The organism is Vibrio coralliirubri, assembly GCF_024347375.1.
GTDB lineage: Bacteria > Pseudomonadota > Gammaproteobacteria > Enterobacterales > Vibrionaceae > Vibrio > Vibrio coralliirubri.
Genome location: NZ_AP025471.1, coordinates 331,778 through 354,575 on the forward strand (window position 1 = coordinate 331,778; position 22,798 = coordinate 354,575).

The following is a 22,798-nucleotide window of genomic DNA, read 5'->3' on the forward strand; positions in this document are numbered from 1 at the left end:
ATTTCACTTGTTAATAACACTTGATTTGCTTTAAAGAAAAACCCTTGCTGGTTTTATATCTCCTGACGAAATGAAACGAATTAAGCTAATTCGCTATCGTTTCGACAAAATATAAATTACGCCTAAAATTATGTGATCAAAACGACAAATATTGATATCAATAATTCCATTTTTGAAATGAATGTTTTTCATTTATGAAAGTAATAGTTCTATCACTTTATTCATGAATATTTAAGATGCTTTATCCTTGTGAAAAAGAGGGTCTTTTTAGACGGGTTCAGCGAGCTAAATAATCAACTTATTATCTTATCAATTAAGACTATTCAAACACTTAGGTTCATTTTCAAGCTGAATTGCGAAGTGTGATTTTGGTAGGGGGTCAGCTTGTTTGAGGCAATGATGGAAGATCTCATTTTTCTGGTAAATTAAACGTACGTCGCTCCTTATCAATAAGCGAATATTTTTTATATTGTTGTCAGCTTGTCACTATTTGCGTGCGCGAGAGTGAAAATTCAGCGCCTAAATGTTGATGATATAGGAGTGAAATGGGGGACTGGGTGTATGAGAAGCATGGTGCGGCGAAGAAACACCGAGTTTTGAGGAAGTAAATGGCAGCAAAACGCTGCCTAATTTACTTAATCTAGGCTCAGTTATTACTCTTCATAACTGAGGTATTGAATACATAAGTCATGAAAAGCCTGTGCTTGTGGCGAGATTGTACGATCAGACAATCTGAAAATGCCGATTTGTCGTTGCAAGGGCGGGTCAATTAACGGAATCCACACCAAGCGGGTTTCATTGGTTGGGAAAGCCAGCTTAGGTAGCGTGGTCACGCCTATCCCGAGCTCTAACACCGAAAACAGCGAGGTAATGTTCTCGACAGAGTACAGGGCTTGTTCGCTGAGCATTCGCGCGGGTGTTGGGTCTAGTAGGGTGCAAGTCCCGTTACGAATGAAAGGCTGTTTTAACAAGGTTTGCCACTCGATTCCTTCCCGTTGAGAGGCGATAGGGTTGTCTTTGAGGCACACCACACCGATAGGATCAGAAAGCAAAGGCGTGAAGTCGATGCTCTCTTCTTCTAAATGGGAGCTATTACCGAGGGCAACATCCACCTCGCCAGAGAGTAATCTTGCTTCTACCCCTGCCGCATTATCATCAATCAAACTCACTTCTACATTCGGGTACTGCTCACAAAAAGCCCCTAAAACACTAGGGATGAGTTTTGCGGCCACCGAAGGCACGCTCGCTATTCGAACTCTTCCTTGTTGTCCTGCTGCCGCTGCGCGTAGGTCATTGTCTAATGCTTTGTAAACATTCAGAAATTGAATGATCTTGGGTAAGCATATTTCTCCAAAAGGCGTCAGTGTCGATTTGTTGCCTGTTTCAAACAGAGGTTGGCCGAGTATTTTTTCCAGCTCTTTTATCGAAGTTGAAAGTGCCGCTTGCGATCGATTTGCACGGTGAGATGCCGCTCGAAATCCACCTTCTTCGACCACCAAAACAAAATGTTTTAACTGTTGTAGCTTGATACTCATGGCGCGAATCCTTCTCTAGCCTTTGCTATACCTTACTTTTTGCAAGGTGATAGATTTTATTTATCAAATGCACAAAATTTACCGTTAGATTTATCAGTCGTCAAGGTGCAGTATTTAACCATCTTGAAACATAGTTGTTACAAAGTTGGATGGAATCGTGAACGCACAAACTAAAAAACACCCAGTAAAAACCGAGCTTTTCGCTTCAAAAGCACCCCTAGAGTGGGCAATCGTTAATAACGGCACTCTATACACCGCGCAGATTCCAATTGATGAAACTGGCGCAGTAGTAGAAGGCGGTATTGAAGCGCAAACGCGTCAGACTTTTAACAACCTTGTTCATACGTTGGAGTGTGCAGGCGAATCTATGGATTCAGTGCTGCAAGTTCTGATTTACGTGACAGACCGTGAATACCTAAAAACGGTAAACAGCGTATACGGAGAATACTTCAATGCACCTTATCCAAACCGTGCTGCGGTCGTCGTTGCAGGGTTAGCAAGAGAAGAGATGCTAGTCGAGTTCGTAGTTTATGCATCGGCGTCTCAACCTGAATAATTTGACTGTGAACTAAGGCTATTTGCGGATCAAAACTCTTTTGAATTAAAGCGGTTTATTGATACAAGCGATCGGGTTCACTTTAGATACAAAATGTACGACTTATTTTAGCAATTAATTACCTGAATATTAACAGTTTATTAATTAACCAGATGGTTGCCAGACTCAACCGCAACCTAACCGTTACAAGGACAGAATGATGACTCAATTACAGAATGTTCAAGCAGAAAACGCACTTTACATTGGCGGCGAATGGCAAGCGGGTGTAAGCACCGTAGCGAACATTAACCCATCAGATATTTCTGAAAACATCGGTAACTTTGCACAAGCAAGTGCTGAACAAGTTAAACAAGCGATTTCAGCGGCAAAGCACGCTCAACCAGAGTGGGAAAAAACGCCGATTGAACGTAAGCAAGCAGTACTTCAAGCAATTGGTGATGAGCTGATTGCACGTTGTGATGAACTAGGTACGTTACTTTCTCGTGAAGAAGGTAAGCCTTTTGCTGAAGGTCGTGGTGAGATTTACCGTGCAGGTCAGTTCTTCCAATACTTTGCGGCTGAAGTGCTTCGTCAGATTGGTGATAACGCAGAATCAGTTCGCCCAGGCGTTTCTGTTGAAGTGACTCGTGAAGCTGTTGGCGTTATTGGCATCATCTCTCCTTGGAACTTCCCGACAGCAACAGCGGCTTGGAAAATCGCTCCAGCACTGGCTTTCGGTAACAGCGTTATCTGGAAACCAGCAAACCTAACACCAGCAAGTGCGGTTGCGCTTACTGAAATTATCCACCGTCAAGGTATCCCAGCAGGCACGTTCAACCTTGTTCTGGGTAGCGGTTCAACAGTCGGTGATGCACTGATCAACTCTAAAGAAGTGAATGGTGTGAGCTTTACTGGTTCCGTTGATACGGGTCGTAAGGTTGCCGCTGCTACAGCGCCAAACTTCGTTCGTTGCCAACTAGAGATGGGCAGCAAGAACGCACTTGTGGTTGCTGACGATGCTGATATCCAAACAGCCGTTGATGCAACGATTGCAGGTTCATTCTCTGGCGCAGGCCAAAAATGTACAGCATCTTCTCGTCTAGTGGTTATGGATGGCATTCACGACCAATACGTTGAAGCACTAATCAAACGTATGAGCGAGCTAAAAGTCGGTCACGCACTAGAAGACGGCGTGTTCATGGGCCCGGTAGTTGACGGCAACCAACTTGAAGCGAACCTAGGTTGGGTTGAGAAAGCACGTCAAAGCGGCGGTGAGCTGGCATTCGGTGGCGAACGCTTGAGCATGAAACACGAAGGTTTCTACATGTCTCCAACTCTGTTCTTGAATACGAAGAACGATTGGGAAGTGAACCAAGAAGAAGTGTTTGCACCAATGGCAAGCGTGATTCGTGTGGCTGATTTAGAGGAAGCTATCGCGACGACCAACGATACTCGCTTTGGTCTAACGGGCGGTATCATTACTCAAAGCCTACGTACTAGCGCAATGTTCAAGCAACAAGCGCAAACAGGTTGTGTGATGGTGAACCTACCAACAGCAGGCACTGATTACCACGTACCGTTTGGTGGTCGTAAAGAGTCTAGCTTCGGTCCTCGTGAGCAAGGTCAATACGCGAAAGAGTTCTACACAGTCGTGAAGACGGCTTACCAGCGTCCTTACTAGATAGATCTCTATTAATTGACGTTCTATTAATGAAAAGTGGCCTGATTCACAGAGTCAGGCCAACACCCAAACCCAACACAGCAAATGAAATTAGAGACGTGATTTAACCCATTTTTGAAAACATGTTATTTGAGCGTGTTTTCAAAACCGAGCTAGAACACTGAGCTTTCAATAGGAGTGGTTATGTACCAGCAACGGATTGTTATAGATGGATTGCAATACTGCAATTGGAACAGAGAATACTTCCAAACACTAAAGGCGAGCGGCATTACAGCAGTTCACGCTACCGCGGTTTACCACGAGACAGCTCGTGAAACCTTATCTCGCTTTGCAGAGTGGAACTTAAGATTCGAGCAGAATGCAGACATTATCATGCCGATTCATTCAATGGCTGATGTTGAAACTGCAAAAGCGACCGGCAAAGTCGGCATTTTCCTTGGTGCTCAAAACTGTTCTCCAATCGATGATGAGATTGGTCTTATCGAAGTGATGCGCAAGCAAGGTCTTTTGATCATGCAGCTTACTTACAACAACCAGAGCTTATTGGCGACAGGTTGTTACGAGAAGAACGATACCGGTATCACGCGCTTTGGTAAGCAAGCTATCGAAGAGATGAACCGAGTGGGGATGATCATCGATATGTCTCACAGTGCGGAGCGTTCAACGCTTGAGGCGATTGATCTGTCTTCTCGTCCTATTTGTATCAGCCACGCGAACCCAACGTTTGCTCATGATGCACTACGAAACAAATCAAACGATGTGATTAAAGCCCTAACCGCACGCGGTGGCTTAATCGGATTCAGCTTATACCCATTCCACCTACCAAACGGCAGCCAATGTACCTTGGAGGATTTCTGTCAGATGGTTGCGACGACAGCCGACATGGTCGGCGTTGAACACCTAGGAATTGGCAGTGACCTATGCTTAAACCAGCCTCAAGCGGTTCTAGAGTGGATGCGAAATGGTCGTTGGTCGAAGGCAATGGACTACGGCGAAGGTTCTGCAAACAACTCAGGTTGGCCAGATGCACTGCCTTGGTTCTGTGGTAGTTCGGGTATGGAAAATATTTATAACGGATTGATGCGTCATGGTTTCAGTGAGTCTGAAGCTGGACAAGTCTTGGGAGAAAACTGGTTTAACTTCTTGAAAGATGGCTTAGAGCCGCAGAGCAAGGGTTAAGCGTTTCTCGCTGGTAATCATCTAATAGGCAGCCTGCTAACAAACGTTCATTTAGTCAGTGCTGCTTTAATCAAATTCATTATTTAAAAGGAACAACGGTCTATTTCGCAACGCGGTAACCCAAACATGGATTAGCCTGCCCAAGACAAAAAATAATAGGGCGGGTGTTAAATACACCCTTGTAGTCATCATTAAAATGACAGCTGCAAAGAAACCTCTGGAGTCAGAGTATGTCTGATTTAACCAATAGCGTGAAATCTTCAAACGTAAATGCGGGTCAAGCACACACAACAAGTAATAAAACAAGTAACACAAACCAGTCTGAATCAACTTCAGACAAATTAGGACTTACCAACCCAGCACTATGGTACAGCGGCGGTTTTATCGCTCTGTTCGTAACGCTTGCTTTATTTGATGGCGAGCTGTTATCCAGCTTAGTAAACACAGGCTTTGCTTGGTCGGTAAAAGTATTCGGTCCTTATTGGCAAATGCTTCTTCTTCTGACTTTTCTTATTGGTCTTGGCCTGGCGGCAGGGCGAACAGGCAAGGTTATCCTAGGTGGTATTGCTAAACCTGAAATGGATGGCTTCCGTTGGATGGCGATCATCTTCTGTACGCTACTGGCGGGTGGCGGCGTATTTTGGGCGGCAGCAGAGCCTATCGCACACTACGTTAATCCACCACCGTTATATGGCGCTCAAGAGAACGCACAGCAAGGTGCAGTAAATGCTTTGTCTCAATCATTCATGCACTGGGGCTTCCTAGCATGGGCAATTGTGGGCAGCTTAACGTCTATCGTAGTTATGCACCTTCACTACGACAAAGGCTTACCGCTTAAACCTCGTATTCTGCTTTACCCTGTATTAGGTGAAAGAGCACTGAAAGGTCACACCGGCGCACTGATTGATGCATGTTGTATTGTCGCTGTAGCGGCGGGCACCATCGGTCCTATCGGCTTCTTGGGCTTGCAAGTGAGCTACGCGCTGAACGAACTGTTTGGTATTCCAGATGGCTTCACAACACAGCTGATCATCATCTTATTCGCTATCGTGCTTTACACATTGTCGGCATTAAGTGGTCTTAACCGCGGAATGCAAATGCTAAGCCGTTACAACGTAATTTTGGCTATGGCATTGATGGTTTACATCCTGATCTTTGGCCCAACAAACTTCATCTTTAATGGCTACATTCAAGGTGTAGGCAGCATGATTGATAACTTCATCCCGATGGCAACATACCGAGGTGACGAAGGTTGGTTGAGCTGGTGGACAGTATTCTTCTGGGGTTGGTTCTTAGGTTACGGCCCAATGATGGCAATCTTCATCGCACGTATTTCACGCGGTCGTAGTATTCGCCAATTGGTATCAACGATTAGCTTGATTGCACCGTTTGTTACTTGCTTCTGGTTCACGATTGTTGGCGGCTCTGGTCTTGCGTTCGAAATCGCAGATCCAGGCAGTGTAAGTAAAGCGTTTGAAGGCTTTAACTTACCAGGTGCGCTACTGGCGGTAACTCAGCAGCTACCAATGCCAATGCTTATCTCAATTCTGTTCTTGATCTTAACCACGATCTTCATCGTAACGACCGGTGACTCAATGACTTACACCATCAGTGTGGTGATCAGTGGTGAGACAGAACCGAATGCAATTATTCGTACCTTCTGGGGTGTGATGATGGGGGTAACAGCGTTAATTCTGATTTCCCTAGGCTCTGGCGGCATTTCAGCGCTGCAATCCTTCATTGTTATCACCGCGGTACCGGTGTCCTTAATCTTGCTGCCATCACTTTGGAATGCGCCTCAAATCGCAATCAAGATGGCAAAAGAGCAAGGTTTTTAGAGAGCAGAGTTTTTAAACAAAAGGGCTCTGTAAAACAAGAACAAATCAGCCTTTGAAAGAAGGCTGATGCAAGATTCCGAAAGGAACAGAAAAACCGTACTGGTGAAGATACATCGGGCGGCACGTATTTAGGTCAATCGATCTAGTCAGGACAAATAATAAGGGGTGAGCTCGCTTACCCCAAATAACGTGAAAGCTAACCAACACACTGTAACAACGAATGCTTCAAATGATGGCAACGATCGGTTCTGAATGGCTAGCAAAATCCTATAACTATAAGGTGGTGAGCAAAATGGATGCACATCGTTCTACCTACACTGAATCAGCACTACGTGACGCGACTGTCGTCATGGCACCGGAAAGGCTAGGTGCAATGCACCAAACACGTATCAGCTTCGTTAGAACTCTGATTCGTAAAATGGCTCAGCAAGAATGGAAAGTGACGAAACATGAATGGCAATTAGACGCTCAAGGTTTTGGTCATGTTATCTATAAGCTTGCGACGCCAAACCATGTTTATCATTTGGTTGTTTTCTGCGATGAGATTGCAGATGACGAGCGAAATGACCGTGTAATTGCTGAAAAGTGGGACGTAACGTTTGCGCTTGTTCTTGGTGATGTTGATGTCGCCCTACTTGAAAGACTTCGTGCGAATGTACCGCTTCAAGAAGCAGGCCGTAATCCAAATAACGTGCTTGTGTTGGCGCGTGCAAATAAAAGTGTACGTGTGTTTGAACACATCGTGAGTCACTTGGCTAAAGGTGTTCAACCAACGCCAAAAGAGCTGGCTGAAGTGGGTTATATCTTGCGAACGACAGCGGTATACGGTAATGGCAAATTTGGTATTGCTGACTTTAAAATCTTAGAGAAAAATGAAGATTTTAATCAGTCGTTTAGTGCGCAAATGTGTGCGGTTTATATGCTGCGTGAGTTCAGCCTAGATTGGGTTCATTACCTAGCTGAGCAACAGGGCGGTGAACAAGCGATTACCTTGCATAGAGGATTACAGCGTTACCTTGGTGTTGGTAATGCGACTGGTTTAGGCATGGCGCCATATCTTATTAACCACCCAAGTATTGTCGATCAATGGATGACAACACGTGAGCATGCATTGGCGGACGTGTTGGCTAGTCAGGCCGATACGGCGTTGATCGAGCCACTACGTAGATACGTTAAAAAAGCGATTTGTCATTTAGAACAAGTTGTTACCATCAATGAAAACCAGCAAGAGTTGAACAAAACCGCTGTTGATGAGTTAAAACACGCAGAACAGTCACTAGAAGCTTCTGTAAACCATTGCGATACATGGGCGCAGTTAGTTGAACAATCTAAGCACATGAGTATGGAAGCCCAAGAAATCCTTATCTCATGCTTGATGGAATTGTACCCAGAATTAGTGGACGCCCATCAAGAGCAAATGAATTGTAGCGAAACACTGTCGCTTCCTAGTGGCAAAAAGATCCAAGACCTATTGGTAGTGTTAGAAGAAAAATACCGTTGGGCAATCACGACCGACTTTACGAAAGCAGAAAATAACTACTGGTTCTGGTATCGCTCTCAGGACAAAGAAGAGCCAAGACTCGGTGTTCGAGGCGAGGAACTAGGCGAAGAGCGTGAACTGCCGTTGGATATCGGCCGTCAAGCTTACCGTTTGTACCATGCTTTATTGCAATTCGCGCCAGAGCTTTCATTGGCTGAGTTCCTTGTTAAACAACCGCAGCATCGTGCCATTGCGCGCCGTGTGTGGACGCTAGGTAACAAGGCGATGGGCGACATTCAAATGAACGTGCTGCACCAAGACTCGCCACCAATGCACTTGCTGCGTTGTAAGCTAGCGATGTTTGGCGCGACTAAGTTTGATCCTCGCTCAGACCGTTGGGTACGAGTGACATTTTTCCAAGGTGCACCGTTGCTTGATGAAATTCATCAGGACGAATGGGTGTTCCCAATCTTACCAAGTGAAGCGGAGATCGCTGACTCAAATAAAGTTCCTACACATATCAACGCTCAACATGGAGGTAAATCGTTATGATCGTTTCTCACAATGAACTGGTAGCGGCCGTTAATAAAGCCTTTCTGGGTATGCGTCGTACATGTGGTGAAGCCGATGTAATAGCGAACATGGTGGCAGATTTACAAATGGTTGGCTTGGATGGAGTTCGTCATTTTAACAACGCGAGCAACTTTATGGGGCTAGAAGACGATTGCCCTGTAGACATTCAAGTGAGAAGCGACAACACAGTTGAAGTGGATCTGCACAAGGCGAGCTTAGCGTGTCATCTTCCTGTGGTGATGGATTACGCCATTGAAAAGATGGTCGGCAAAAAGACACTGAAAATCGAGCTAAACAACTGCCATAACCGTTGGTTAGCGTACAGTGAGCTTGTGAAACTGGCAGCGAAAGGTATCGCGTGTACCGCACGTTGGGATAATGGCTCAAACCCTAAGAGCACCTTGTATGTGCTTAACCGTGGTTGCGTTGCACCAGAACTGTTTTTATCAGATTCGCCACTGACATCGGACGAACATATCCACAATATGACCATCGAACTTTCCGTCCAGGATTTCGATATCGAACGTTTGTCAGATGGCTACCAAACACACATTGAATCGGAAGCGCTTTTTAAAACTCAAGAGAAAGCGTGGAACGATGGCATTGAAGTTGATGAGGCAGAGTGGGGCGCATTGAAAGAAACCGCGACGGCTATTCTTGTTGAAAGCAGCCAACGCTCGGTTCAAGGTGCAGGTGAGCTAACGACTTCATAATTTAGTGCTTAGTGCTTAGTGCATTGATAGCATTATTGATAACACCCGCTATAACAGATAAAACCAAAGAGCTTAACGTATCCTCACCTCGTTAAGCTCTTTTTATTTGTCTCCCGTTTTCATCATTCCTCTCAATAGACCGCCTCTTAAACATCCTGTTTTGAAACAAGTTGTTACGCGTATAAAGCTAATTTGGCGATTTAATGAAGTACCTTCACATTCAGGTTCAACAAACGGTTTCATTTACAAGCTAGTATGCGTATCTTGCTAACTAGGGTGCCAAAGGGCACCGTTTTTATTCGTACCAATGACTTTAGAATTAGATAAAAAGGAATGAAGCGTGCAAGCTAACTTTATTGATGGAACCACCCTGTATCGTCAGCACTCATTTGAGTTGCCACTCGACTATCAAGCAAAAGATGGACAACAGATCCAAGTCTTCGCACGTGAGCTGGTTGATCTCGCTAAAGATGGGCAAGAACTGCCGTGGCTTATTTACTTTCAGGGGGGGCCAGGTTTTCCTTCTCCACGTGTTAGTGGGCAATCGGGTTGGTTAAAGCGTGCATTGCAAAACTACCGTGTTCTGCTGCTAGACCAACGTGGTACAGGCAACAGCACGGTTATCAGCCATGAAACCTTGGCGCATTTGTCTCCAGAACAACAAGTTGAGTACTTAACGCATTTCAGAGCGGATAACATCGTTCGTGATGCGGAAGCGATTCGTGAGAAGTTTGGTATTAAGCAATGGTCGACGATTGGTCAAAGCTTTGGTGGCTTCTGTACACTGAGCTATTTGTCACTGTTCCCACAGAGCTTACAACGTTGTTATGTGACGGGCGGTATTCCTTCGATTGAACGTGAAGCTGACGATGTTTATCGTGCGACTTATAAGCGTGTTGAAGACAAAAACAGAGCGTTCTTTGCTCAGTTCCCACAAGCGCAAGCGATGTGTCGTGAGATCTCTGATTACCTGCTTAACAATGATGTAAGACTGCCCAACGGTCAGGTGTTCACGGTTGAGCAGTTCCAACTTATTGGTATTAACCTTGGTGGCGGTGAAGCGAACCTTCCTATGCACTTCACTCTGGAAGGTGCCTTTGTTGAAGTGAACGGTAACAGACAGCTGAGCTACAGCTTCCTAAATCAAATGCAGCAAGAGCAGGGATATTTAACTAACCCAATTTACGCAATTCTGCATGAATCGATTTACTGTCAAGGTACAGCGTCTAACTGGTCGGCACATCGAGTACGCGAGCAGTACCCGCATTTTAACTACCAATCGGGCAGTGAGTTCTGGTTTACCGGAGAAATGGTCTACCCATGGATGTTCGATCAACTTGAAACGTTGAAGCCATTACGCGAAGCTGCCAATCTATTAGCTGAAAAATCGGATTGGGGTACTTTGTACAACGCTGAGCAGCTGAGCAAGAATACGGTTCCGATGGCGTGTGCAGTTTACGCAGATGACATGTACGTAGAACTGGATTACAGCCGCGAAACACTGACAAATATTCCAAACTCGAAAGCGTGGATTACCAACGAGTATGAGCACAATGGTTTGAGAGTGGATGGTGAACGAATCGTCGATAAGCTAATGACGATGGTTGATGCATTAGAAAACTTGCCAAAATAATCAAATTCTCTATGTAGGTTATCTACGTTAGAAGCTATCTAAGTTAGAAGCTCTTTACGTTAGAGACAAGATACGTCAAAAACAAGAAAACGCTGCATCCGTGCAGCGTTTTTTTTATGTCATCGAACTATTCGATTTAAGGAACTAGGAGGGGTAGCCCTTGAAGCCATTAAGGTTGGATGACGATATCTTGATTTTCAGTGGTCGATAAGCTGGCGCGGTTCTGTTCGATAAGCTGAGCCGCATAAGAGGGAGTCACAGCTTGAATTTCGCCTTTTGAACGAATCGTTAATGCTTCCCACGCATGATCACGGTATTTGCCTGTCTGTGTATATTCAATAAGTACTCTCATGATTCTTCCATCCGATGTGTGGTTAACGTGCTACTAACATTAGCGCCATTATTGTGGTTACACACCTGTTAAAAATGGAACATAAGATTAACCAAATGAGAATGCGTGTAACTTGAAAAACAGACCCAACTGCACTTATCTTCTTAACCGCGTTTATCGCAACTAACAGTATTTATCGTAACCAACCGTACTTATCGTAAATAGCGCCCATAAAAAAACGCTGCACGATGGCAGCGTTAAAGTTGAGATAGGTTGAAGATTGCTTAGCTGTTTTCTAAGCCAACAATCTTGCGTGCAGACATCACTGCACTATCCAAATCGGTCAATCTACCAGCACTTGCTGGACCAAGAACTGATGAATACAAAGCCAACTGCTTCTCAAATGATAAATCTAATTGGTTATATAGATTTTGGCGGATTTGAGCGTGTTGCTGTGGCTTTGCGCTCGACAGGCCTTCCAACGTATCGTAGATGAGTGTAGTTGTATCCATAACTGTCCTTAGTACATCTTTAGAAAATTTTGCATATTATGCACTTGGTATCATCTTTGTTCTGCGAGATTGATCGCATTATGTGCAGCTCTGCTTAATTGTGTAATCAGTTAGTTACAATTGTGTTGTACGGCAAAGTGTCGGAACTCGGGTTTGGGCAAAAGAAAAGGAGACACAGTGGTCTCCTTTTGGCTTGTTGGCAAAGATAAAGTTACGTACTGTTCGCTGTTTATTGAGCCGATCGGCTACGCACAGCTACAGCGCCTATCGTATGTTAATGTTCTTATCTCGATTTTCGTACATTTCAGGCGTGGTGTGTAATCCGCCCGCATAACCTGCTGCTTCAAGTGTTTCTCTTACCTCTCGAACATGCTCAGCCGTGACCGGTTCATTTCGGGCGCCTAGGTTTAAACGCACAAACGTGATTAACTCAGCTAAGCGTTGATCCGACAGTACATCCTCAAAACTTGCCATCGGCATGAAGTTTCGATCTTTGTCGAGATAGGTGGGTTGCAAGCCACGCACGGTTACCGCAATGGTATTGAATGGGTCGCTGTGCATGATAATACCGTTGTTCAACAGAGTAGGGGCGATTGGGTCGCGACCTTTACCATCGTCACCATGACACGCCCCACAAGTTTGACGATACGTGGTGTAGATTTCACTGGCATACGCAGCTTCATCAAACCCTTTAGGCTGTAACTGAACGGCATCACTGGCAATGGTGTTGTTGCTATCCCCACTGAGTAGGTAATAAGACATCGACTCAATATCTTCACGTGTCATCAAGCTTAGGCTGTTTTTTACTACATCTGCCATACCTGCAAAAGCGGTGCCTTTGTCTGAATGTCCTGTGTGTAAAAAGTCGGTGAGTGTTGCTTCATCCCAACCATCGATATAGAGCTCATTTGCGGTGATATCAGGTGCGTTCCAACCGTCGATCAAGTTACCTTGGAAAATACGTTCTGGTATCAGTGCTTGGGCAATGTTTCGAGGTGTATGGCACTCCGAACAGTGACCAAGTCCTGCGACCCAATATTTGCCTTGTTGCCACTTATCGACATTCTCAATTTCTCCTTTGAGCTCTTCTGGTACTTCATAATCAATAGGGTCTGTATCCATAAATACGATGTTCCAGCCAAGCAAACCTAAGCGAATATTGGATGGAAACATCATGCTGTTGTCATCATTGCGTCGTGGCACGGCGGTGATTGACTGCATGTATTCCCATAAATCGACCATGTCTTGGTCGGTGAGGTATTGATAAGAGGTGTAAGGCATTGCAGGGTACAGGTAACCATTCTTACCTTTACCTGCAACTAACGCAGCTCGGAAATCGTCGAAGTCATAAGTCCCGATCCCTTCGGTGGTGTGTGGCGTTATGTTGGTTGAATAAACGGTGCCAAAAGGGGTAACAAAGGGCAGGCCGCCAGCAAAGGGTTCGCCACCTTCTGCACTATGACAAGCCACACAGTCACCGGCGTAAGCGAGATATTCTCCGCGCTCAACAGATGATGTTTTCAAACTCGCGAGCCTTTGTTGCTCTACTTCACCGGCGTGACGGATATAAGCCCCAAGCGCGAGTATTTCGTTCTCGCTGAGTTGCTCATCAAACGCAGGCATTAGGTTGTTCAAACCGTAATTAATGGTGTGCTGAATCTCTTCAATGCTGCCGCCGTGAAGCCAGATATCATCGGAAAGATCAGGTACGCCAATCGCGGGGTTAGCGACAGCACCATCGGCATGACAAGACGAACAGTATTGGACGAACAAGGTTTTACCGAGCTCGACTTTAATTTCAGGTACATCGGTATGACGTTGATTGAGAGAGGCTAGATAGTAGGAAACTTTTGCCACCTCATCTGGGCGCATGATTTCACTCCAACCCGGCATCGCTCCGTTCCGGCCTTTGGCGATCGAATGAATCACAGCTTCATCACTGCCACCATAAAGCCACTCTTGGTCTATCAGGTTAGGAAAGTGCTTTTGTCCCTGAGCATTATCTCGGTGACAGGCCGCACAGTGAGTTTGAAACAGAATCTTACCGCTGTTCACGATCTCTGGCACGGCAGCTAATCCCTCTAACGTAGTTTCGCTGGTTTGTGCAAATTGCTCATTGAGAGTGGTGGATGGTGAACTGAGCTTATCATCGCTTTGCTCCCAATCGACTAAGCCTTCCCATTCACCGAGCCCCGGGTAGAGCACCAAATAGCCTGCAGATAAAAGAAATGCGACCGCATAGCTTACAAATAACAGCTTAGGTGGAGGCGCATCTTTCTCTTCAATACCATCAAAGGTGCCAATGGTGTGGTCGTGATCGGCCTTGTGATTGCTACGCCAGTATTTAACGACAACAGACACCATCAGAACAAAGAATATTAAGGTTAGGAGTACCGCCCATAGATTCCAGAATGTGCTCATTGTGATACCTCCTGTGACGTATCTTTACCCAGGCTTTGTAAATAGCGAATCAGCGCTTCACCTTTGGTTTTGCCTCTTACTTGCAAACGGGCATCACCAATTTCTTGATCGGTATAAGGCACACCTAAGGTACGTAACACTTCCATTTTGGCGCTGATATCATCGCCAGTCAGAGTCTGCTCAAACAGCCACGGGTAAGAGGGCATGATCGAGGTCGGTACGACTTTTCGAGGATCAATTAAGTGAATAACATGCCATTGGTCAGAATACTTTCTACCTAAATTAGTGAGGTCAGGGCCAGTACGTTTAGATCCCCACAAGTTAGGAAACTCATAGATATCATCTGCTTCTTGGTTCGGGCGACCATTACGCTTCACCTCTGGCTCTAGAGGGCGAACCATTTGCGTGTGACAAACATGGCAGCCTTCACTGATGTAGATGTCTCGGCCTGCTAACTCAATCGGTGTGAGTGGCATCGCTAAGCTGTCTTTGGCAATATCGTCGCCACGGACAATGCTTGGCACTACCCAGACCAATAAAGAGAAGGAGGCCACGACAACAGTGGTCAAAATTAAAATGACGATTGAATGTGTAAAGTCTTTACTCATCATTTAGGCCCCCTCATTAACGGTGTGTTTAGCATCATGTACTGCGGGCATACGAACCGTTTTGTACAAGTTGAAAGCCATTAAGAACAATCCAAGTACAAACAGCGCACCACCAAAGAAGCGCATGAATAGCCAAGGTGCTTTAAAGTCCATAGCCTCTACAAAACTGTAAATCAGTTCGCCATTTTCATTTTGAGCGAGCCACATATATCCCTCGCCGATGCCTGCGATCCAAAGTGCTATCGCATAGATGGCGACGCCAGCATGAGCAAGCCAAAAGTGCCATTTAATCAGTCGTCGTGACCAAAGATCGGTTTGGCCCCATAAGCGTGGAATGAAATAGTAAAAAACCGCTATCCCTGACATTCCAACCCATCCTAGAGCCGCGGAATGTACGTGTCCGATGATCCATTCGGTGTTGTGTGCCACCATGTTAAACCAGCGAATGGCGAGTAGCGGACCTTCGAATGTTGCCAAGCAGTAGTAAAGAATCGCTGAGAAAAAGAATAAAAGAATGTAGTCGGACTTCAGCTTTTCTTTGTTTTGTAGGAGGGTCATCGCACTATTGAACGCGCCCGCCCAAGAAGGGAGCCACAAGATCAAAGACATTACGATGCCGATGTTCTGAATCCAGATAGGAACGGAAGAGTAAACCAAATGGTGCGTTCCGGCCCACGTGTAAAAGCCGACCAAGCCCCAGAAATGGATCACAGACAAACGGTACGAGTAGATAGGTCGATCCGCCGCTTTAGGTATGAAATAGTAGTTCATACCAATCACACCAGCGGTCAGCAAGAAGCCGACGGCATTATGTCCCCACCACCACTGAACAATCGCATCTTGAGCCCCTGCAAACACAGAGTAAGACTTCATCGCCAACACAGGCATCGCGAGGTTGTTCACGATGAAAATCATTGCAACGACGATGATGAATGCAGCAAAGAACCAGTTAGCCACGAAGATATGGCTGACCTTACGCTTAGCAAGGGTGCCAAAGAACAACACCGCATACAGCACCCAAACCAGCACAATCATTAAGTCGATTGGCCATTCAAGCTCCGCATACTCTTTTGAGGTAGTGTGGCCTGCAGGTAAGGAAATGACCGCAAGTAACAGGATGAACTGCCAGCCCCAAAATACCATCCATGAAAGGCTTTTGTTGAACAAGTCACAATGGCCTGTTCGCTGGGCAATGTATAAAGACGTCCCCATCAAGATATTCACGACGAAGCCGTAAATCACTCCTGATGTATGTAACGGGCGCAGTCGACCAAATTGGAAGTATTGAGAATCAAAGTTTAAGACTGGCCAATATAATTGCGCGGCGAGAATCACGCCGATGATCATACCTACAATCGCCCACACTAAGGATGCGATGATGAAGTATTTCACGACCTTAATGCTGTATTGCGTTGTCACTTGTTCCATAACAAGGCTCCTTGCCTAGATATTTTGAATCGCTGACTTAATTTGAATCGCTGAGCGAGCTTGCTTCGTTGCCGAGCACTGAATAGAAATAGGAAATGTCACGAATGTCTTGGTCTGAGAGCGTGTCGGCTTGCTGCTGCATGAGAATCGCTAAACCACTGGTTCTTTCTCGAGTCTGATAATCTTTCAATGAAGAGATGAGATAACCCACTTTTTGACCGCGAAGGTTCGGGTAGGGATCTTGTGTTGAGATGCCATCAGCGCCATGACAGGTCATACACACTTTGGCTTTTTGTTTACCTAATTCGAATTGTTCTTGATTAACTTCAGCAGAAACAGGAAACATGACCAGCGTCATTACTAGGGTAGAAAGTGTCGCCATGGGGTTAAATTTTTTTATATTCAAACTCATTCTCGATTCCCTTGGTTATGAAATGAGTAAGCTTTCTAAGATCAATACACGAGATCAAATGGTGGAGTAGAAACGACTGGAACCCGTTATTAAGTCTCTTAAAGCTGCTTACGTTCGATTAAAGGTTATGCAGCAACCAGCATTCTCGCTACTTACTTACTCATATTTATTGTTAATTTTGTTGTTTGATACGTATTCAGAGGGCTTATTGGTTTACTTACGCAGAGTAAAATACGAGTTTTTGTTACTCAACGGCTTGGAAGGAATACGTCAAGCGGGTAGGGATCGCTGAACGAGAGCGGTGATGGAAGAGACAGAGAAGAGAGAGACAAACTGCGAAGTTATTGAAAAACAGCGAAGTGTAGGAGCATTAGGGATAAAGCGATACCGTTCAATCTGAGTGGTATCGGTACAAGTTAAATGGTCAATTTATACTAGACTCAATTTAGTGACCTTTTTAAATGGAGTTTAGAATGAGAACTGTATTCTTGTGGATGCTTTGGCTTTGCTCGTTTTCGATTTTTGCAGCCTCAGAGTTAACGGTTTTCGATCACTCTGGGCAAAAGCATGGTTTTAGTAGAGAGCAACTCCTGTCACTTCCTCAAAAAGAAATTACTACCACCTTGCCTTGGGTCGAGGGTCTGACCGTTTATAGTGGTGTGACGTTACAAACGGTGCTTGAAAATATGGATCTACCGATATCATCACAAGTCACTTTCGTAGCATTGAATGACTATAAAATTGCTGTGCCCAAAGAAGATTTTGATACCTATGAACCCATCATTGCGATTAAAAAGAATGGTGAGTTTATGTCTGTGAGAGAGAAAGGCCCGTTTTGGTTGATTTACCCAATCTCAGCGAACCCTGAGACCAATACCCCTGATTTCCATGCCAAGATGATTTGGCAGATTCGTGATATTCATCTGTAGAGGCTAATTATGAAGAAGCTGTTGTCTATGGCTGCAATCAAAGTCGTTGTTTTGTCTTTGGCCGTGGTTGTTCTATCCGTCAATATCTACAGTGTTACTCGAATTAATGACATCAACAAGAGCTTTTCTAATCGCCAAAATGAGGCAACATGGTTTGTTTTTCAACTCGTCAAAGAGTATGCAAACTTCTTGATGGTTAGCCACGCAAAGACGATTGATTATGATGAACTTTGGTTGGCTTATGACATTACTTGGAGTCGTTTTGATATTCTGATCAACAGCACTGAATCGTCCAATTTTATTCGCTCAGCAAACTTTAAGCCTTACTTTACCTCAGAGTTTGAAAAGTTTAAGTCGCTAGAATCGTCAATCAAGTTGGTCAGTACAGGGCAATTACCTAAAGAATCGCTGCAGAAGAAAGTCGATATTTGCTACACCACATTGGTTGAATTCATTAACGAAAAGTTTCGATTACAAAGCCCAGTTATTGAAGAAAACACGTCCATGGTAGGCAAGTTTGTTGTTGTTCACCAAATCAGCAGCGCGTTACTTGTCTTGATTTTGTTGATGACAGGCATCATTTTCTATCTCGATTTTTCCATCAAACGAAAACTTCATTCTACCGACTTTATTACTGGCTTTCGCAATCGAGTCTCGCTCATGCAGTTTGTTAAAAACAGCTATCCAACAAACGGTAATTTCGACCTTTACTTTGTACGCATCAGAAACCTCAATGAGATTAACCAAAAGTATGGGCTTGAATATGGTGATTTGGTAGTGAGCTCCGCCGCTAAGTCTCTGACGGCAAAGGTTCCGGAAAGTACTATCTCGTTTCGTAGTAGTGGCAGCCAGTTTCTGTTCTTCATTCCTGAGCACTTGTACACAAGTGATGAGATCCAGGAAAAATTCAATGACGTGCTCAAGGATTATATTTCAGCGGGCAATTTAGAATTGATGATTGACGCTGTAGTAAGACATAAGAAGAACATCAGCTCTAAAGATATGATGGAGCTACTAACGACGATGCAGAGTTAATCCCCGCATCAGCGATAAGTTAGATCATTAGGTTTTGTTTACTTTACGCTCACCATTCTCCCGCTTCACTATCATGGCTTTTGCCATCCTTTATTTGCCTCCTCATTCAATGTGTAGCCAACGCAGAGCTCCTGCACTGATGAAGATAGTTCTACTACTAGTTATAGCTATAGTGGCTTTCAGCGCTTGAACAGGAGGAGAGGCTTTGAGGTTTAGGTTTAGGTTTAAGGTTACTGCTTTTGAGTGAGTGCAACGATTCGCTCGTTAGATCTCGAACTGGTAACAGACTGCGGGTTTAAAATTGCTTGCGGGTTATGGTTTCGAACAAACTCGATGAATTCCAGATAAGTGAGTGGCTGACTGAAGAAGTAGCCTTGTATTAGGTCACAGTTGGCTTTTCTGAGGTAGTGATACTGCTCTATAGATTCAACACCTTCTCCGACGACTAGCGTGTCACAAGAGTGGCCTAAGTTAACCATAGATTCGACCATCTTACGGTCGGCCTTGTCGTCTACCATGTTATCGATAAAGCTCTTATCAATTTTGAGCTCATCCACAGGGTAGTGGAGAAGTTGGTTAAACGCTGTGTAGCCAGTACCAAAATCGTCAAGGGAGACCTTTAAACCTAAGCTTCTGAGGCTCTCGATTGTCTGCACCGTAAGCTTGGTGCTTTTCACGTAACTGGTTTCGGTAATCTCTATAATAATATTGCCAGGTGGCACTTGATAACGTTCGAGTACTTTACGGATGTTGTCGGCAAAATTACGGTTGTAGAGCTCCATCGCCGAGATATTAATAGACAGAGTGCCCTTGTATTGATGAAGTTCTGAAAGCTCTTTATAGCTTTTGATCGCGGTGCTAATGACCCACATGTCGAGCCTAGCGATAAGGTTACTCTTTTCAGCAACTGGGATAAATTCTTCTGGTCCCGCATCGATATCAAATAAGGCTGGGCAACGAATTAGGCACTCTGCGCCATCTATTTGGAGTGTCTTGGCGTTAAAAATAGGCATAAAGCGAAGTTCAAAGTTGTCACTTTCGCAGCACTCTAAGAGTCTTTTCTCTACAACGTCATGGCGTTCTAAGGTATGTAACAACTCTTCGCCATAAACAATACGACTTTCGCCATCACTATGAGACTTCGCATTAGCTAACATTTCATCGATGCATCGGTGCCAAATCTCATCGAATTTTGGCGTGTCGAGCGGTAAAACACCTGTTGCGAGTGATAATCGAAACCCATAGTAGTCAAGGAAGGTGGTGCCGGTCAGCGTATTGTTGATGTTCTCAATTTCTTCGTTTATCACTTGGTTCTTACCCATCTCCAAGATCGCGATAAACTGATTTCCTCCCAGTCTAGCTAAAGAATAATCACTGCAACTAAAGCCCAAAGATGCTTGTTGGTTTTGTAGTGTCTCTTTCAGTGCTTTAGCTAAGCTTATCAGTACATTATCACCAACTTTTGCCCCATAGAGATCGTTGATTTTACGAAAATCGATGATGTCCCAACAAACCACATAGCAGTGTGGGCTCATCGAGCTTTTTAGTCGTACATCAAGGTGTCTGATGAAAGAACGTCGGTTAGCTAGCTTGGTGAGTTGGTCGAATTCGGCTTCGAACTTCAATTCTGTTAGCGAGTCTATGTACGCGTTCTTTAAACCATCAATTTCACTTTGCCCTGATGAGCGTTTGAAGTATCTAAGCTTGAGCCCGCCGATCGATATCTCTTGCAGTAAGTCTTTAAGCGGTCGCACGAGTTGGTAACGCACCACTAAATGTACGATCAACATGATCGTAAAGAGAGTACCAAAGCCACCTAACAAGGTTTGTTTAGCGATGATGGCTTTCTCATGGTTGAACTTTTGTTCTCGAATATTTACTTGCGCGATGAGATGTCGGCTGGTCATCTGCACATTAATATTATCTTGGGTTTGCTCAATTGATTTGATAACGAATTGGGTATTTTCAATGTTGGCAGCGTCTGAGGATGGCTCGATTAAGAACTGAATATTGTCATCGTCATTGTATTTGATTAGCAGGCTAGAGAGTTGCATCAGAGGCCCGTCAGCAATCAAGATGTAGCGATTTAAACTGTTACTTGCACGTTTGTCTTGAGGAAGGAGGTAAGGGTCAATTGCCGCGACATACGAGTATCTGAGCTCTCCACTGATCGAGATATAAGAGAAGCCTTCATAGGAGAGTTCATTTTTGCTGATTAACGAGGTGTATATATCGAAGACTCTTTCGTAAATCTTATCAGGGATCTTTAGTCCCTCGAAAGGATCGGCCCTGAGAGTAGAAAGCGTTAATTTGAACTTAGGGTCCACGATATAGACATTGCGTTGTCCGAATTGATTGACGTGGTTCTGGCTTAATACACGAAGTACTCGTTTCTCCAATAGCGATAGAGTCGTGTAGTCGCCTGGGTTTTGAATATATCGAAGAAACTGCAACGAAGACCCAATATCTTTGACCAGTAAGGATAAGCCGAGTTGCTCATACTCTGCAGCGACTAAAGCGGTGTTCACATCAGATTGCACCTTGTCTAGGTACATATGCTTAGCATGATTTGACGCGAAGTTGTATGACACGATTCCTGCGATCAGAAAGACCAACAGTAGCGTCGGTAAAAGTACGAAATAGAGCTTCTTCAAAACGGGCATGAGTTATCTCAAACTGTCGACAATACGATTGCGAATTTGAATGCTACTCGGTTCTAACGGCTGATAAAGGTAGCTGCGATCTAATACTGCTTTACTCGGGAAAAGTTCGGGATCGTTTTGATACTCCTGAGAAGTGAGTGCTTTTGCTTTTGAACTTGGTGTTGCAAACCATGAATCCATTGCGTTTTGAGCGGCTATTTCAGGTTGAGATAAGAAGGAGAGGATCGTGGTTGCCTGTGGAGATAACTCTCCGTTGTTAATTGCAGCCATACACTCTAACCATAAGGTTGTTCCTTCTTGAGGCACTGTGTAGGCCCAAGATGCCTCAGGTTCGGCATCATTAAGCACATAGCTGTCACCTGAATATCCGTAGGCGAGGTCGATATTGGCTAGGCGCTCAAGCTGGTGGATGTGGTCGATGACATATTCATTGCTTTCAAGATGTGGCTTTTGCAGTTGTAGCGTTTTGTACGCAACACGAAGTTCTTGTTCATTATTGGTAAATGGGTCAAATCGATTGACTAATAACGCCGTGCTCACCAAGTCGGTGGGGTCGTAGTACATACTTATACGGCCACTGACTTTAGAGTCGGGTTCAAGAATCGCCATCCAAGATTCTGGGGCGGAGACTTTATCACTGCGATAAAGAATACCGGATGTTCCCCACGCGTAAGGAATACCATACTCACCACACCCATCCGCCCATCTGGGGTCAAAATTGCTTTCAATGGATTGTTGTAAGTCACTTAGGTTATGGAACAGGTTTTGTTTGGCTAATGCCTTAAGTTTTACGCTTTCGACGATGACCAGTTCAAAAGCGCCTCGACGCTCGCTTAATAAAACCTCATCCCTTATTGACTCATCAGAGAAGAATTGTTGCTTTAGTGAGATGCCGTAGGTATCACTTAACTGGGTAACGACGCTGTCAGATAAAAATTCATCCCAATTGTAGAGATAAATATCATGCTGCTGGCCAAATACAGGGCTAGCCAAAAAGGATGTTGACGCGAGAATTGATACACAAAACGCTTTCACTGACGGATTCCCTTTCGTACGTGATAACTAAATCGTAGCCCAAAATCTGCGACATGATTCAAATTTAGGCACTTAATTTAACTTCAACTTCAACTTCATGCATTTCATGCAAATAGCAACTTGCTACTCCTAATTGATACCGAACCTTTATCGTGTGAGGCAAGGATGATTCCGTCGTATCGTATTCAACACAAGTACGTATTCCAGTTTATTGTCCGTGAATGGATTATTTAAATTAATATTCATCATAATATCCT

Annotated in this window: 18 protein-coding genes; 9 read left to right on the forward strand and 9 right to left on the reverse strand. The window is 44.5% G+C overall.

Annotation, left to right across the window (positions count from 1 at the left end; translation table 11 throughout):
- Window positions 1-653 precede the first annotated feature (653 nt).
- Window positions 654-1,535 (reverse strand): LysR family transcriptional regulator, encoded by an 882-nt coding sequence (locus OCV20_RS18125; protein ID WP_048608581.1) that lies wholly within the window; start codon window positions 1,533-1,535, stop codon window positions 654-656.
- A 157-nt stretch (window positions 1,536-1,692) separates the two neighbouring features.
- Here OCV20_RS18125 and OCV20_RS18130 point away from each other — a divergent pair, with 157 nt between their 5' ends.
- The 7 genes from OCV20_RS18130 (at window position 1,693) to OCV20_RS18160 (ending at window position 11,167) form a co-directional block, all read left to right on the forward strand.
- Window positions 1,693-2,091 carry a RidA family protein gene (locus tag OCV20_RS18130; RefSeq protein WP_004730412.1) on the forward strand — a complete coding sequence of 133 codons (399 nt, stop codon included), beginning with the start codon at window positions 1,693-1,695 and terminating at the stop codon, window positions 2,089-2,091.
- Window positions 2,092-2,290: 199 nt separating this feature from the next.
- Complete coding sequence (locus tag OCV20_RS18135; RefSeq protein WP_202910127.1) at window positions 2,291-3,751, forward strand: aldehyde dehydrogenase family protein; 1,461 nt, start codon at window positions 2,291-2,293, stop codon at window positions 3,749-3,751.
- Between the two features lie 183 nt (window positions 3,752-3,934).
- Window positions 3,935-4,930 carry a membrane dipeptidase gene (locus OCV20_RS18140; protein ID WP_048608578.1) on the forward strand — a complete coding sequence of 332 codons (996 nt, stop codon included), beginning with the start codon at window positions 3,935-3,937 and terminating at the stop codon, window positions 4,928-4,930.
- Window positions 4,931-5,160: 230 nt separating this feature from the next.
- Window positions 5,161-6,768, forward strand: a complete 1,608-nt coding sequence (locus OCV20_RS18145; RefSeq protein WP_048608577.1) for a BCCT family transporter — start codon at window positions 5,161-5,163, stop codon at window positions 6,766-6,768.
- Between the two features lie 229 nt (window positions 6,769-6,997).
- Window positions 6,998-8,800, forward strand: a complete 1,803-nt coding sequence (locus OCV20_RS18150; protein ID WP_086774260.1) for a hypothetical protein — start codon at window positions 6,998-7,000, stop codon at window positions 8,798-8,800.
- A complete protein-coding gene (locus tag OCV20_RS18155; RefSeq protein WP_086774261.1) occupies window positions 8,797-9,534 on the forward strand; it encodes a DUF3726 domain-containing protein in 738 nt (245 codons plus the stop codon). The genes OCV20_RS18150 and OCV20_RS18155 overlap by 4 nt, the downstream gene beginning before the upstream one ends.
- A 340-nt stretch (window positions 9,535-9,874) precedes the next feature.
- Window positions 9,875-11,167 carry an alpha/beta fold hydrolase gene (locus tag OCV20_RS18160; RefSeq protein WP_086774262.1) on the forward strand — a complete coding sequence of 431 codons (1,293 nt, stop codon included), beginning with the start codon at window positions 9,875-9,877 and terminating at the stop codon, window positions 11,165-11,167.
- Window positions 11,168-11,336: 169 nt separating this feature from the next.
- On the opposite strand, the gene OCV20_RS18165 is transcribed toward OCV20_RS18160, so the two are convergent.
- The 6 genes from OCV20_RS18165 to OCV20_RS18190 form a co-directional block, all read right to left on the reverse strand.
- Window positions 11,337-11,519 (reverse strand): hypothetical protein, encoded by a 183-nt coding sequence (locus OCV20_RS18165; protein ID WP_004730424.1) that lies wholly within the window; start codon window positions 11,517-11,519, stop codon window positions 11,337-11,339.
- 263 nt (window positions 11,520-11,782) lie between these two features.
- Window positions 11,783-12,010, reverse strand: a complete 228-nt coding sequence (locus OCV20_RS18170; RefSeq protein WP_004730426.1) for a PAS factor family protein — start codon at window positions 12,008-12,010, stop codon at window positions 11,783-11,785.
- Between the two features lie 264 nt (window positions 12,011-12,274).
- On the reverse strand, window positions 12,275-14,431 hold the full coding sequence (locus OCV20_RS18175; protein WP_086774263.1) for a cytochrome c: 2,157 nt from the start codon (window positions 14,429-14,431) through the stop codon (window positions 12,275-12,277).
- Window positions 14,428-15,042, reverse strand: coding sequence for a cbb3-type cytochrome c oxidase subunit II (locus tag OCV20_RS18180; RefSeq protein WP_086774264.1), 615 nt, complete (start codon window positions 15,040-15,042; stop codon window positions 14,428-14,430). Before OCV20_RS18180 ends, OCV20_RS18175 begins: the two co-directional genes overlap by 4 nt.
- A complete protein-coding gene (gene ccoN / locus OCV20_RS18185; protein ID WP_048608572.1) occupies window positions 15,043-16,467 on the reverse strand; it encodes a cytochrome-c oxidase, cbb3-type subunit I in 1,425 nt (474 codons plus the stop codon).
- A gap of 37 nt (window positions 16,468-16,504) precedes the next feature.
- On the reverse strand, window positions 16,505-16,879 hold the full coding sequence (locus tag OCV20_RS18190; protein WP_059018733.1) for a c-type cytochrome: 375 nt from the start codon (window positions 16,877-16,879) through the stop codon (window positions 16,505-16,507).
- A gap of 473 nt (window positions 16,880-17,352) precedes the next feature.
- Between OCV20_RS18190 and OCV20_RS18195 the strand changes: the two genes are divergently transcribed.
- Both OCV20_RS18195 and OCV20_RS18200 read left to right on the forward strand, forming a co-directional pair.
- Window positions 17,353-17,808: a putative pterin-binding protein gene (locus OCV20_RS18195; protein WP_086774265.1), complete on the forward strand. Its 456-nt coding sequence runs from the start codon at window positions 17,353-17,355 to the stop codon at window positions 17,806-17,808.
- A 9-nt stretch (window positions 17,809-17,817) separates the two neighbouring features.
- Complete coding sequence (locus OCV20_RS18200; RefSeq protein ID WP_059018729.1) at window positions 17,818-18,843, forward strand: GGDEF domain-containing protein; 1,026 nt, start codon at window positions 17,818-17,820, stop codon at window positions 18,841-18,843.
- 230 nt (window positions 18,844-19,073) lie between these two features.
- Here the strand turns inward: OCV20_RS18200 and OCV20_RS18205 are convergent, their stop codons facing one another.
- Together OCV20_RS18205 and OCV20_RS18210 are read right to left on the reverse strand one after the other, a co-directional pair.
- The gene (locus tag OCV20_RS18205; protein WP_086774266.1) at window positions 19,074-21,506 is read right to left on the reverse strand and encodes a putative bifunctional diguanylate cyclase/phosphodiesterase; all 2,433 of its coding nucleotides are present in this window, start codon (window positions 21,504-21,506) and stop codon (window positions 19,074-19,076) included.
- Between the two features lie 3 nt (window positions 21,507-21,509).
- Window positions 21,510-22,541 (reverse strand): polyamine ABC transporter substrate-binding protein, encoded by a 1,032-nt coding sequence (locus OCV20_RS18210; protein ID WP_050646104.1) that lies wholly within the window; start codon window positions 22,539-22,541, stop codon window positions 21,510-21,512.
- Between the last annotated feature and the right edge of the window lie 257 nt (window positions 22,542-22,798).